General features: G+C 51.8%; 11 protein-coding genes. 2 read left to right on the top strand and 9 right to left on the bottom strand.

What is annotated here, in order from left to right:
- Window positions 1–26: 26 nt before the first annotated feature.
- The 6 genes from KXG62_RS21815 to ahpC form a co-directional block, all read right to left on the bottom strand.
- A complete protein-coding gene (locus tag KXG62_RS21815) occupies window positions 27–1181 on the bottom strand; it encodes a mannitol-1-phosphate 5-dehydrogenase (RefSeq protein WP_218094136.1) in 1155 nt (384 codons plus the stop codon).
- Complete coding sequence (locus tag KXG62_RS21820; protein ID WP_218094137.1) at window positions 1181–1618, bottom strand: PTS mannitol transporter subunit IIA; 438 nt, start codon at window positions 1616–1618, stop codon at window positions 1181–1183. Before KXG62_RS21820 ends, KXG62_RS21815 begins: the two co-directional genes overlap by 1 nt.
- Complete coding sequence (locus tag KXG62_RS21825; RefSeq protein ID WP_218094138.1) at window positions 1615–3696, bottom strand: BglG family transcription antiterminator; 2082 nt, start codon at window positions 3694–3696, stop codon at window positions 1615–1617. Before KXG62_RS21825 ends, KXG62_RS21820 begins: the two co-directional genes overlap by 4 nt.
- Before the next feature lie 85 nt (window positions 3697–3781).
- Window positions 3782–5248 (bottom strand): PTS mannitol transporter subunit IIBC, encoded by a 1467-nt coding sequence (locus tag KXG62_RS21830; protein WP_218094139.1) that lies wholly within the window; start codon window positions 5246–5248, stop codon window positions 3782–3784.
- 409 nt (window positions 5249–5657) lie between these two features.
- A complete protein-coding gene (gene ahpF / locus KXG62_RS21835) occupies window positions 5658–7187 on the bottom strand; it encodes an alkyl hydroperoxide reductase subunit F (RefSeq protein WP_218094140.1) in 1530 nt (509 codons plus the stop codon).
- 13 nt (window positions 7188–7200) lie between these two features.
- Window positions 7201–7764 (bottom strand): alkyl hydroperoxide reductase subunit C, encoded by a 564-nt coding sequence (gene ahpC / locus KXG62_RS21840; RefSeq protein WP_218094141.1) that lies wholly within the window; start codon window positions 7762–7764, stop codon window positions 7201–7203.
- A 259-nt stretch (window positions 7765–8023) separates the two neighbouring features.
- On the opposite strand from ahpC, the gene KXG62_RS21845 reads away from it, so the two are divergent.
- Window positions 8024–8398 carry a hypothetical protein gene (locus tag KXG62_RS21845; protein WP_218094142.1) on the top strand — a complete coding sequence of 125 codons (375 nt, stop codon included), beginning with the start codon at window positions 8024–8026 and terminating at the stop codon, window positions 8396–8398.
- A 112-nt stretch (window positions 8399–8510) separates the two neighbouring features.
- Here KXG62_RS21845 and KXG62_RS21850 read toward each other — a convergent pair whose 3' ends face one another.
- Both KXG62_RS21850 and KXG62_RS21855 read right to left on the bottom strand, forming a co-directional pair.
- Window positions 8511–10097, bottom strand: a complete 1587-nt coding sequence (locus tag KXG62_RS21850) for a malate:quinone oxidoreductase (protein WP_218094143.1) — start codon at window positions 10095–10097, stop codon at window positions 8511–8513.
- A 278-nt stretch (window positions 10098–10375) separates the two neighbouring features.
- The gene (locus tag KXG62_RS21855) at window positions 10376–10969 is read right to left on the bottom strand and encodes a pyridoxamine 5'-phosphate oxidase family protein (protein ID WP_218094144.1); all 594 of its coding nucleotides are present in this window, start codon (window positions 10967–10969) and stop codon (window positions 10376–10378) included.
- Window positions 10970–11306: 337 nt separating this feature from the next.
- Between KXG62_RS21855 and KXG62_RS21860 the strand changes: the two genes are divergently transcribed.
- Window positions 11307–12332 carry a DUF3231 family protein gene (locus KXG62_RS21860; protein ID WP_246627576.1) on the top strand — a complete coding sequence of 342 codons (1026 nt, stop codon included), beginning with the start codon at window positions 11307–11309 and terminating at the stop codon, window positions 12330–12332.
- A 192-nt stretch (window positions 12333–12524) separates the two neighbouring features.
- On the opposite strand, the gene KXG62_RS21865 is transcribed toward KXG62_RS21860, so the two are convergent.
- Window positions 12525–14090, bottom strand: coding sequence for an SAM-dependent methyltransferase (locus tag KXG62_RS21865; protein ID WP_218094145.1), 1566 nt, complete (start codon window positions 14088–14090; stop codon window positions 12525–12527).
- Window positions 14091–14222: the final 132 nt, after the last annotated feature.

The raw sequence follows: 14222 nt of genomic DNA on the forward strand, positions 1-14222 counted from the left end.
ATGCTCCTTTCTTGGCTTGGTTTAACTTAGATGCATTGAGCGGCCATGCTGCCGTAGCTGTCCATAATCAAGCGATAGACCGGATGTCCCTCGTGAATTCCGGTATACTGCGTTATGGTTTGCTCTACGCCCTTGTCCCGAATCGACTGTTGAAGCTCGGCCGATTCGGGATCGTCGGCATAATCGAAGTAAAGCGCCGCCGCCATCACTTTGGCCAGCTGGACAGGGGCAATCCCTAATTCATGGGCCTGCAGAGCCGGCTTCACCAGCCGGTCATTCGGCGACAGCTTGCGGATGGGCGAGCGCCCGACGCGCGTCACTTCGTCGATCAGCTGGTCGTTGCAGAAGCGCCCGATAATTTTATCGATATAGCGGTCATGCTCCGCCGGATCAAAGCCGTATCTCGCGACCAGAACCGCCCCGGTTTCCTTGAGCGTCGCCTTCACTTCACCGGCAATCGCCTCATCGGCCATCGCCTGCTGAATCGTTTCGTATCCCTTCAGGCTGCCCAGATAGGCCGCCGTGCAATGTCCGGTATTGACCGTAAACAATTTGCGCTCGATGTACGGCAGCAAGTGCGGAACGTAATGGACGCCTTGGATTGGCCTGTACCCTTGCAGCATCGCCGATTCGTCAACGACCCATTCATAGAACGGCTCTACCGTCACCGCCAGCGGATCCTCGTGATGCTGCATCGGGACGATCCGGTCTACCGCCGCGTCGGGAAAAGCGATCACTTCGGCCGCTTGTGCCTTTACTGCTTCATCCAGGTGGGCGTACACCTGCTCTTTGAGCAGCGTGCTGCCCCCGATCGCGTTCTCGCAGGCGATAATATGTAGCGGTCCCGCGCCGCTTGCAATGCGTTTCTCAATCCCGCGGGCAAGGCCTGCCGCGATATGCTTCAAGATATTGACGCCGACGGCCGTCGTGATCAAATCCGCCTCCGCCACCGCCGAAGCGACCGTGTCCGCCTCCGTCCCGTCAATCGCGGTGACGCCGTTCACCTGCAGCTGTTCCCGGTCCTGACTGGCCAGCGTCACCGTATATTCCCCGCGTATCTGCAGCTCGGAGACGACCGTCTTGTTCACATCGGAGAAAATCACCTCGTACCCGGACTGCGAGAGCAGCAATCCGATAAAACCCCGCCCGATATTCCCCGCTCCAAAATGTAATGCTTTCATCAGGCTTCCATCCCACTTTCGAAGATCGCGATCATTTCTTCCGGCGTCGACGCCTTCAATATTTGCTCCATATTGTCGTCATCGGAGCAAACCATCGCAACGTTCGTCAAAATGTCGAGATGGTCGTCGCCGACAGCCGCAATGCCGATGACCAGATGCGCAATATTGCCCTCGCCGAAGTCGACGCCCTCCGGAAGCTGCACAATCGACAGCCCCGTCGACTGAATGGAACCTTTCGATTCGCTCGTCCCATGAGGAATGGCAAGGCCCCCGCCCATATAGGTGGACAACGAATTTTCCCGCTCGATCATGCTTTCCACATAGCTCGGGCCTACATGCCCCGCGCTCACGAGCAGTTGTCCAGCCATGCGCACCGCATCGAATTTATCCTTCGCCGTTGCATTCAATTTCACTTTATCCGCAGACAAAATACTCACTGTATCTCACTCGCTTCCATTTTTGTATTGAAGAATCGTTTCAAATGAACCGTAATATAGTTGCGAATTTCCGCTTCCTCGCCGGCTTCGAGCAAATCGATCATGTCCGCATCAAGCAGCATGGCGCTAATTTCGCTGAGTACCTCGAGAATTTCCCGGGGCAGCGTGCGCGGCGCAAGCATTAACAGGAACTGGCTCAGGCGCGCCGGCGGTACCGTAGTGACCGTCAGCGGCGTCTCCAGCCGGTATAACGAGAGGGACGATCGCGTAATTTCCCCGCTCCGGGTATGAAACAGAGCGACTTCGGTCCCCGGAATGATCTGGCTGCCGCTTTGCTCGCGCTGTACCAGCCGCTCCGCTACCAACGACGCGTCCGTCAGAACGCCCCTCGTTTCCTCATACCGGCAAGCCTCGTGCAGAATAAGAGGCAGCTCCCCGCTTAACTCGCCGAGCCGAATAACCTTGAACTGCGCCATCAGGCTAACCATCTCGTCGAGCGTCGTCTTCAAGCTTAATAACTGCTCGAACGCCGGCACCTCCGGCAGCCCCTGCCGTTCCGGAATGAACGTCTCTGTGCGTTTCCGGTTCAATACCGATTGTACGAATGATCGCAGCCGTTCGACTTCGCTTTCCATCAGAAGCGGACTTACTTTCATATATTGCCCCGGCTCTAATGGCAGGTCGACCGTAGAAATAATAAGGTCATACTTGTCTTTCTCCGTTCGCAACGCTTCATACCACGATACGCGCCCGACAATTTGAATTTGCGGGAGCTCCTTCTGCATCCGAATCTGCAGCAGCTTCGAGGAGCCGATTCCGCTCGAGCATACGAGAATGGCGCGTACATCCCGCCGCAGCTGCTTCAGCCGCTCCAGGGATGCTCCGAAATGCATCACGAGGAATCCAATCTCCTCGTCCGGCACCTCGATACCCGAGAGCACGCGGTCCGCCGCTTGGCGTACAATGCCGAATAGCGCGGCATAGTCCTTTTTAATCTGATCCAGCAGCGGATTGCGAATGTGATGTCCGTCGTTCAGCCGCGGCAGCGCATCCTTCATGTGGAAAAACAAGCCTTCGCGCAGCGACCGGTCACTGCCGTAGTCGACGCCCATCGCAACCTGTACGCCGTGGATCAGCGAGCGCACCTTGTCGGTGAGCGCCAAATCGTCCGCAGGCAGCAGCGACAAATCCTCCGCCTGGGCCGAGCGCAGCAGTCTCGATATATAAGCCGACTCCGCGGAAGACAAGGCCAGCCGCATTCGCTCCGATAATAATCCCGTCAGGTACACCGCATCGGGTTCGCGATGCGATACGAAGCTGCTCTCCTGCTCTGCCGTTTGATGCGCCTCCATGGCCTTGCCCGCCTGTATGCGCCGCAGGGCGATAGACAGCCGGATTAACAATTCCGTATAGGAGTTCTCGCTTAACCCGCCGGCCCACGCTTCTTCCCAGCTCCATAAAATCGTCTCGACCGCTTCCATCTCCGATTTTCCCGCCAACTCGAATAACTGCCGATCGAGCGGGTGAGCCGGCTGCTTTTCCCGGGAGGCAATCAACTCCGTATCGTCGATGCGCCACCGAATAAGGTGCCGGATCATATTGCGGAGCTGCTCCTCCGAACCGGAGAGCTCCACCCCGTAGCCTCTTCTGCGGGTCAAGACGGTCCCGAACTTGTACACGAAGCCGTCAAGCTCATCCAGATCGCTGCTTATCGTAGGAACGGTTACTTTCAATTCATGCGCCAGCGCGTATAACTTGATCGGTTCGTCGCTTTCGAGCAGCAGACATAATACATAAAGCTGCCTTTCTTCCGGAGAGAACTCGACGCCTTCCGAGACGGCGACGAGCTGGGCAAGCCGCGCTAACGCGGATTCGTCTCCATGCAGCCGGATACCGGAGCCGGACTTCTTCAGCAGCTCGACTCCATGCTTCTGCAGGAAGTCCTCCACCGTCGCCAATTCACGGTGGACCGTTCTTGAGCTCACCTGTATTTCTTCTGCAATATGCGCCGCCGTCAGCTCTTGATCGCTCTGAAGCAGCAATTCGATGATTCGGCGGGTGCGGCTGGACATAGACATTCGCCATAACCTTCCTATAACGATAGAATGGCCCTGACGCCGGAAACGAGGTTCCGGCGCCAGCAGCCTTGATTGAAAGGACGCTTTACGTGAGGCGATCTACCAATTTGTCATATTCCGGACTCTTCAAGAAGTTGTCGATCGAAATATGCTCGGCCTGTGGCGCCTGAAGCTTGGCGCGATCGGTTAGCGTCTTATGCGTGATGACGATATCGGCATCCGTGGGAATATCGCTGATCGCCGTATTGGTTACCGTAATCTCCGAACCGGACGCCTTCATTTTCTTACGAAGTACCGATGCGCCCATTGCGCTGGACCCCATCCCGGCATCGCAGGAAAAAACAATCTTATGCACGTTCGTCCGATCTTTGTGCACCCCGCTGTCGCTGTCGGCGAGCCGATCGCTTGCTTCCGCAACGGCGGCAGCGGCTGCCGCTGGCGTGCCTGCGGCTTTCATTTGCTTCATCTTGGCCGAGGCCTGCTCCAGATCGCCGCTGTCTTCGGCGCTGCTCTTCGTCGTTTTCAGCAGCAAGGCAGCGATGGCGAACGAGACGATACCCGCAACGATCACGCCGCTGAGTGCCGGAAGCAGCCCGCCCTTGGGCGCCATGGCCATGTAAGCAAAGATGCTGCCTGGCGAAGGCGGAGCGACGAGGCCGGCGCCGAACAGCGTGAAGGTGAACGTGCCGGCTACGCCTCCCGCAATCGCGGCCAAGATGAGACGCGGGTTCATCAAGATGTACGGAAAGTAAATTTCGTGAATCCCGCCAAAAAAGTGGATGATCGCTGCGCCGGAAGCGGATTGCTTTGCCGTACCGCGGCCGGCAACCATGTAAGCGAGCAGAATGCCCAGTCCCGGGCCCGGATTGGACTCCAGCATGAACAAAATCGACTTGCCCGTTCTCGATGCCTCTTCCAGGGCGATCGGACTCAGTACCCCGTGGTTGATCGCGTTGTTGAGAAACAATATTTTGGCCGGCTCGATAATAATATTAGCGAGCGGAATCAAATTATGGTTGACCATAAACTGCACGCCGGAAGATAAAATTCGTGTCAGCTGCTCGATGAGCGGACCGACCCCGGAATACGAAATCAAGGTAAGAATGGCGCCGATAATGCCGAGCGAGAAGTTGTTCACCAGCATTTCGAAGCCGGACTTGATTTTCCCTTCGATCGATTTATCGAACTGCTTCAGCACCCATGCCGCCAGCGGACCGCAAATCATGGCCCCCAAGAACATCGGAATATCGGTACCGATAATAATACCCATCGTCATCAACGCGCCAATCACGCCGCCGCGCTGCTTGTGCACCATTGTACCGCCAGTATACCCGATCAGCAGCGGAAGCAGGTAAGAAATCATGGGGCCGACGAGCTTGGCTAACGTTTCGTTCGGCAGCCATCCCGTAGGAATGAACAATGCCGTAATGATCCCCCATGCGATAAAAGCCCCTATATTGGGCATCACCATGCCGCTGAGAAAACGTCCAAATTTTTGGACGCCGACGCGAATTCCCCCAGACGAAGCGTTGTTGTTTGGCACCTGTTGCATATTGGGTTCCTCCTGTTTAGAAAATCGCTTTCTTTTTTTCGATCTGGCGAACCGGATCGATATCATCGTAAATCAATCCGGCCATTCGAAACAACAAAAGGAAAACTACGTTTTGTCAATCATACTGTTGACAACATTTAAGAAGATTATGAATGCAGCCGGATTTCCGCACAAGTTCAACTGCTTATGGTTTATGCTTACGAATACAGAAGGATCAATGGGAAAATGCGGCAGCGGGTGGTTAGTCAGGTTTTACCGGTCCAAGCAAATGACGGTCTCGACTTCCTTCCACCGGCTGGATGTAGAAACGGCTAATAGCCCTGCCTTTTCCAGAAACGGTAAAAGACAAAGCGATGCAAAAAAAAGCCCCGAGAAGGGGCTCTTTTACTATATAACACAACCGAACCGGTTAATTTCGAATGAGATAATCGAATGCGCCCAAGGCAGCCGTTGCACCCGATCCCATGGAAATGATGATCTGCTTGTAGGCACTGTTGGTGCAGTCACCCGCAGCAAATACACCCGGGACGTTCGTAGCGCCATGACGGTCTACGACGATTTCGCCGAAGCGCGAGCGCTCCACCGTATCGCCCAACCAATCGGTGTTCGGTACAAGGCCGATCTGAACAAACACGCCCTGTAATTCGACGTGCTGCTCCGCCCCCGTCTCGCGATCGATAAAGGTGATCCCGTCGACTTTGTCCGTACCGGTAATTTCCTTGGTTTGCACATTCTTATGAACCGTCACGTTCGGCAAGCTGTAGAGACGCTGCTGCAGGACGGCGTCGGCTTTCAGCTCAGGCATGAACTCGAGTACCGTCACGTGCTTGACGATACCGGCCAGGTCAATGGCCGCCTCGATGCCGGAGTTGCCGCCGCCGATGACGGCTACATCTTTGCCCGTAAACAACGGACCGTCGCAATGCGGGCAGTAAGCCACGCCCTTGTTCTTGAACTCCGCTTCGCCCGGGACGCCGACATTGCGCCAGCGCGCGCCCGTGGAGACAATGACAGCTTTGCTCTTCAGCACAGCGCCGCTTTCGAGCTCGACTTCGATGAGCTCCTTCTTCTCCAGACGCTTCGCGCGCTGCAGCTTCATCACATCGATGCCGTATTCCTTGACATGCTCCTCCAGGCTCGCCACGAGCTTCGGACCTTCAGTGTACTTGACGCTGATGAAGTTCTCGATGCCCATCGTATCCATGACTTGACCGCCGAACCGTTCAGCGACAATGCCGGTGCGAATGCCTTTGCGCGCCGCATAGATCGCCGCACTGGCGCCGGAGGGGCCGCCCCCGATGACGAGCACGTCGAACGGATCTTTGCCGGCCAGTTCCGATGCGTCCGGAGCCGTTCCCAGCTTGGCGAGAATTTCTTCGAGCGACATACGTCCGCTGCCGAAAAATTCGCCGTTGAGGTAGACCGAAGGCACGGCCATGACGTTCTTGCTCTCCACCTCGTCCTTGTATGCCGCACCGTCGATCATCGTATGCGAGATGCCGGCATTCAGGACGCTCATGATGTTCAGCGCCTGTACGACGTCGGGGCAGTTATGGCAGCTCAGGCTGACGTAGGTTTCGAAGCGGTATTCGCCGCGGATTCCCTTGATTTGATCAATGAGATCTTGCTCCACCTTGGGCGGTCTGCCGCTGGCTTGAAGCAGTGCAAGCACCAAAGAAGTGAACTCATGTCCTAACGGGATGCCGGCGAACACAATCCCCGTGTCTTCTCCCGCGCGATTCACGCTGAAGCTCGGCGTTCGGGACAATTCTGCTCTCTCCACCGTGATCTTGGACGATAAGCTGACGATTTCATCCACCAGCGCCAGCATATCCTGGGATACGGCATCGGACCCCGCACTCACTTTGATCTGCACATCGCCTTCCATGAGCTGCAGGTACTGAGTTAGCTGTGCTCTTATCTCTGCGTCCAGTGCCATAAGTTATCGCTCCTTAGATCTTTCCGACAAGATCAAGGCTCGGTTTCAGCGTTGCGGAACCTTCTTGCCATTTCGCAGGGCACACTTCGCCCGGGTTGTTCCGAACGTATTGAGCAGCTTTAACCTTGTTCACGAGAATGCTTGCATCGCGGCCGATGCCGCCTGCATTAATTTCAACCGCTTGGATCACGCCGTCCGGGTCGATGATGAACGTACCGCGGTCTGCCAGACCGTCAGCTTCGATCAACACGTCGAAGTTGCGGGAGATCGTATGCGAAGGGTCGCCGATCATGATGTACGTGATTTTGCCGATCGTCTCGGAGCTGTCATGCCATGCTTTATGCGTAAAGTGCGTGTCCGTGGAAACGGAGTATACTTCCACACCGAGGCTTTTCAATGTTTCGTATTGGTTTTGCAAATCCTCAAGCTCCGTCGGGCATACGAACGTGAAGTCTGCAGGGTAGAAGCAAACGACGCTCCACTTCCCTTTGAATTCAGCTTCTGTCACATCGATGAATTTGCCGTTCTGGTAAGCCGATGCTTTGAATGGTTTTACTTCTGTTCCGATAAGAGACATGGATATGTTCCTCCTTGGTTTGGGTGAAATTTCTTTATGTAGTAATGATACCACAGAAAGACGTTCATATCATGAAGGTATCATGAAGAAACCGCAGATGCAAGTTTGTCCCTAGTGGGATATTTCGACGCGCTTATAGGCCAAATCCCCTATTTTCTTCAATAGCATAGACTTGCGAATGCCGGTACATTAAACTTAAAACCAAGCAAAGGGCATTCCTTCCATTTCCCACTACCGATGGACTGCGAGGTGTATTCCGTTGAGCCTTATCATCGCGATGATCATCATCTGTTCCGTTATTACGACGTTTCTGACGATCGCAATCGTGGTCAGAGAACTGCGAAGCCGAAGCCGCAAGCTCTCTCAACGCAAGGCGATTCTGGATGGCGGGACATCCGCGCAAGCGGTCATCAACTCGATCCGGTCAACGAACGCGCAGCTTGACGACCAGCCGGAAGTGCTGCTCGATCTGACCGTGACGAAGCAGGACGGCGCAGTAATCCATACCGTCGTGCGCACCGTGATCCCGATCGTTCATATCCCTGCATTCCAAGCAGGCCAAGTGATCGAAGTGAAATATATGACGATAGACAATGAGCCGAAATTTGAAGTTGTAGGCGCTTATGTGCCTTGAGCCTTTTACCGAAATACAAATATCCGATCCGGGGATTGTCCACAAAAGCGAAACGGCCTCCGTCTTGAAATTTCAGGACGAAGGCCGTTTTTCACACCGTGCTATTTACATTTTATGCTCGTTTGGCGGATCGAGGCTCACTGCTCAATCCGAGCGTCCGCTCCGTGGAGGTATGGATTTTCTCAACCAGCTCCGGATTTTTCACGAGCGACACGCCATACGAAGGGATCATTTCTTTTATTTTCGGTGCCCAAGCATTCAACTGCTGCGGGAAGCATTTCTCGATAACTTCCAGCATAACGGAAACCGCCGTAGAAGCGCCCGGCGAAGCGCCGAGCAGAGCAGCAACCGATCCGTCCGAGGCACTCACCACTTCCGTACCGAACTGAAGCGTTCCTTTGCCGGCAGCCGTATCCTTGATTACTTGCACACGCTGACCCGCCACCAGCAAATCCCAATCTTCGCTCTTGGCGTTCGGGATAAACTCGCGCAGTTCTTCCATGCGCTGTTCTTTGGAAAGCATGACCTGCTGGATCAGGTACTTGGTCAAGCCGAGATTTTTGGCGCCTGCCGCCAGCATCGTCATCACATTATCCGTCTTCACCGAACCGAGCAGATCGAACATGGAGCCAGTCTTCAGAAACTTCGGTGAGAAGCCCGCGAACGGCCCGAAGAGCAGCGATTTCTTATTATCGATAAATCTCGTATCCAGGTGCGGAACGGACATCGGTGGCGCGCCCACTTTCGCTTTGCCGTATACTTTGGCATGGTGCTGCGAGACAACCTCCGGATTGTTGCATGCCATGAACAAGCCGCTAATCGGGAAGCCGCCGATATGTCTTCCTTCCGGAATGCCCGTCTTTTGAAGCAAAGGAAGGCTTCCTCCCCCGCCGCCGATGAAGACGAATCTTGCCGTATGGCGCTCGACGGCCCCGCTATCGAGATTCCGCACTTTTAATTCCCACAAGCCGTCGCTCGTGCGTTTCAAATCGTCGACCTGATGCTTAAACTTAATGTCGACATTTTTGCTCTTCAAGTGATCGAACAGCATGCGCGTTAAAGCGCCAAAGTTGACATCCGTGCCGGATTCGATTCGAGTCGCTGCAACCGGTTCATTCGCCGGGCGGTCTTTCATGATCAGCGGAATCCATTCCTTCAATTTCGCCGGATCATCGGAGAATTCCATCCCTTGAAACAGCGGATTGCTGGTCATGGCTTCAAAGCGTTTTTTCAAAAACGCTACATTTTGTTCCCCTTGTACTAAGCTCATATGAGGGATGGGCATAATAAAGTCCTGCGGGTTGCGGATCAGATTGCTCTTTACGAGATAAGACCAGAATTGCATGGACACTTGAAACTGCTCATTCACGCTGATCGCTTTACTAATATCTATGGACCCGTCCGGTTTCTGCGCAGTGTAGTTCAACTCGCACAATGCGGCATGACCCGTCCCTGCGTTATTCCATTCGTTCGAGCTTTCCTCGCCTGCACTCGACAGCTTCTCGAACACGGTAATTTTCCAGCTCGGCACTAGCTCCTTCAGCAGTGACCCCAACGTCGCGCTCATGACTCCGGCACCAATTAAGATAACGTCTGTTTTCATTTGTCTGTTACTCATTTTTACCGTCCTAACACGATATATTTGAAGGAAAAGATGTAGGCGCTCCACAGCAAACAAGGTGCGACCTCCGTCACACATCTTTTCAGGAAAACCTATTCAAGGGTATCGCTTTGATTACGGATCAATTCCTTATCTATTATTATATGATAGTTATATGCGATTTTAAAGCCGGAAAATTAAGTGATGTCGCGCCGCTCAAGGTAAAAACCGAGAAACCGGCAGCAAAACCGCGAGAATTCTTAAAAAACCAAGGGTTTGCCTACCTGCTTGCTGGGAATGGGACATTATGCTAGGCCCTCAGCTTCCACTATACGCTGATACGGGCCTTTTCTGATCTGCAGGGTCGGACTCCCGGCTTAATCGACCTTGTAGCCGTTTATTCTCAAATGAGCATGAAATATGTCCATAGACGACGGGAGCTGATCCTTCGGCGGCCAGCTTTCGTGGTTCCAAATGCCGGCGTGCTTCAATGCCCGGGGGCAATGGATAAAACATGCCTCTACGTCAACGAGGATACCCAGCAAGGGCGCCTTGCCCTTAAACTTGAGATGTTCCAATACCGGATGCTCCCGGATGATGACCGCTCGTCCATTCACGCGCAATACTTCTTCCATGCCCGGAATGACAAATAACAATCCCACATGCGGGTTGTCTACAATATGATTTAACGAATCAACTCGCTTGTTGCCTGGGCGATCGGGGATGATCAGCTGCTGCGAATTGGCCACATACACAAACCCAGGCTCGTCGCCTCGCGGGGAAACATCGCATTGTCCGCTTCGGCTTGCGGTGGACATAAATAGCATCGGAGACTGCTTGATGAAAGATTGGGCTTGTTCGCTGATCATGGCAATGCTTTTCTTCACGACGGCTTCATGCGGGGTTCCCACCAGCTCCCTAAGCTCCTCGCTCGTTTGGACCACGTGGTTCCGGACATCCAGTTTCTCCATAGGTCTCTCCTTTATTATTCATTTAGATGGTAATACCGCTTGGCGCAAGAAGAACCTCTATTCCCGAGGCGGACTATAGCGTACCGGCGCCTACATAAAATGACTCTCACCGTATTGTACCATACCTTGCTTAGCACGGAATGACAGACGCGACCTGTATGTATACCGATGCGGCGTCGCAGCTGGCATCCTGGTGCATATGGACATCATTACACGAACCCAGGTTACGCTTTCATACAAATAGCGCTTCCGATTAACGCGTATACTTCGTACCAAATACCATAAAATAATGGCAACCTAATGGAACGAAACATGACCACACTTGGAGGTACTTTCTTTGAATACAACAACGAACAAACCTACTTCGTCTGATTTAACCGCTGCAGAGGTGTCCGCGCTTTGGTTTCAATATTCAGGCGACAGTATGGCCGTATGTATTTACAAATATTTCCTGACCATTGTAGAGAACGAACAAATCAAACCCATACTCGCTTTTGCATTGCAATTAGCTGAGAGCCATATTACGAAAATCGTCGAATTCTTTAACAACGCAAACTTTCAAATTCCCAAAGGGTTTACAGCGAGTGATGTGAATCTTAAGGCGCCGCGGCTGTTTTCCGACTCGTTTTTGCTTTTTTACTCGAATATGATGACGATCCATGGGCTCACCGCTTATAGCTTGGCGATCACCAACTCGGAGCGGAAGGATATCCAAAATTATTATTTCGAATGCGTGGCAGAATCGAAGGAATTGTTCCAAAAAACGATGGATTACGCTAAAAACAAACCGGAGTTTTCAAGTGTTCCCTCCGTCCCTTCACCCCACGGGGTAGAGTTCATGGATACGATGGGGATCTTGTCGAATTTATTCGGAGACAAACGGCCGCTCAGTACCTCCGAGATCACGAACCTCTTCTTTAACTCCAAAAAAACCGGATTTATCAAATCGCTCAGCCTTGCTTTCAGTCAAGTCGCAGAAACGGAAGACGTTCGCAAGTTCATGCAGAAAAACGTCAAACTTGCGGGGGCGGACGCCGAGAGCTTTAACGCGATATTGCAAGAAGATCTTTTGCCCATACCCGAGAAATGGGACGCGGATATCACGAATTCCACTGTAAGTCCGTTTTCCGACAAATTGATGATGTTCCATGCAGCGTTCTTAGTCAATGCGGCTCTTTCTTATTACGGTGCGGCATTAGGTTCCAGCTTGCGTTCGGACGTTATTGTAAACTACACCAATGTATCCAACCATGCGATGCAGGCCGGCGCGCTTTGTTTCAATATTATGGTCAAACACGGATGGATGGAAAAACAGCCGGAGGCCATCGACCGAAAATCGTTAGCGCAAGGTGCGAAGAAATGAGACGGCAAGGCCGTACATTTCAACTATTACGACAAACGGACAAGCCCCTACGGAATTATCGGGGCTTGTCCGTTTGTTTTTGCTTATCAATCTCTCTAATTATATACACGGTTTACATAATGGTATAAAGGTCATGATGCCCGAAGTTGGGATACCTTCGCTCTTCATGCATTCCAGACTGCCGCTTGTCTTTTATGTTAGATCTGGCTGCAACTCAAAGTGGCTTAACAAAGCCAATGCCTCTTTATGGTCAGGCTCAAGCTCTAAAAATTTTCTAATGTATTTCAACGCCTCTTCGTCTAACTCTAACTCAAAACAACAAATGGATAGACAATAATATACGGTTGACTCGACCTCATCTTGGCTTTGATGTAACGATATTTCTAAAAAGTTTTTGGATTCTTCGTATAAGTCCATCTCGAACAGTAACAAACCAGCATCGAGCGCCAGATCATAACGCTGCTCCATGACGTAGTACGATGACCACATCAACTGCATGCCTCTCAACAGATCCTGCTTTTCTTCATCGTTCGCATCTGGCAGTAGGCTAGAGATTTGCTTCGCACTCTGAATCAAAAATTCCGCATCATATTTACCCAAACGCCAAAAACTTAATATTTGCTGCAGTCCCATGCTTTCAAGATTGAGATCTACCCATTCCTTCAGACTAAAAAATTCGTCCGGACCAAAGCGTTCAATACTTCGGCGATAAGCTAATCTTGTATTGGCATAATCCATCGGTTTGTCTATATTGAAAATACATCCAACATTTATATTTTTATAATGATGGGGGGGAAATAATACTGCGGCTCCCCTTTGTTCAAAGACATGCTGGATCGCATGGTAGTTCGCAGTTAAGGAAAAGCTTCCGTGCAAGATCAACTCTGGCGGTTCTGCAAATTTCCATTGATCAAGCAAGTGATCTCCCTTGTCTGCAGTTATTAATAGGAACCCCGCCTGAGACAACTGATTTAATCGTTCCAAACAAGTTAATCCAGCGGCAGGAAATAAAATATGCGAATCTTCTAGTTCTTCCTGATACATGGCGATGACATTCCGATAGGGGTAGTTTTCTTGTTCGTACTCGGGCGCCCGCCGATACTCATAATTTAAAGATATTTGATCTAACCATTTTGACGGTTTAAGCACATCCGTACCCTTGGGATATTCGACAAAAACTTCTGCTTCATACATTTCCCCATCGCCAATGTAAAGTAATTCTTGTGGGATGCTATCGAAGAAGTAGTTGGCGACAATAATCAACGGTTGTTTTAGATCTCCTTCACTAATGGTTACGCCTGATTCAACAAGGTTCAGAACTGTATCATGCACTGCATCAAATCGTGCAAAATCCAACAACCCCTCGGCAATAAAAGATTGCAGCGCAGGATGTTCCCTCCAAGCCAAAACATTGTTAATCACCAAGTCCGTCATGATATAACGGAACGGAGGCAGTGATATCCCCGCATAGTCTCTCAACTGACACAGCTCTTGCAGCACATGGTGACCCAGACGTCCCGCTCCTGCTCCAAGCTCCACAATGAATACAGGTTCGGATTGGTCCTTATGGGCTCGATCTTGAAGAAACCCAAAGATCATTTCTGCATATGCAGTAGCGATCATCGGATTACTCGTGATATATTGAGGAACTTGGTCATTGTTCCACGCCTTCATGCCCTCTTCTTCATAATACTTCCGCTGGATGTTCCATATCGGCGCTTCGCTAAAGCGGTAACGTTGTTTGTTTTGAACTGTCATTTAAACATTAACCTGCTCTCTGAAAATAATTATTCGGTGTTAGTATTCCTAAATAGTAACATTTTCACCCGATCCGTACCATTGCAGATCTCCAAATGATGACCTTGCACGCTATTTTTGCTTAAAATAAAA

The sequence above is a fragment of the Paenibacillus solanacearum genome, assembly GCF_910593845.1.
Taxonomy (GTDB): domain Bacteria; phylum Bacillota; class Bacilli; order Paenibacillales; family NBRC-103111; genus Paenibacillus_G; species Paenibacillus_G solanacearum.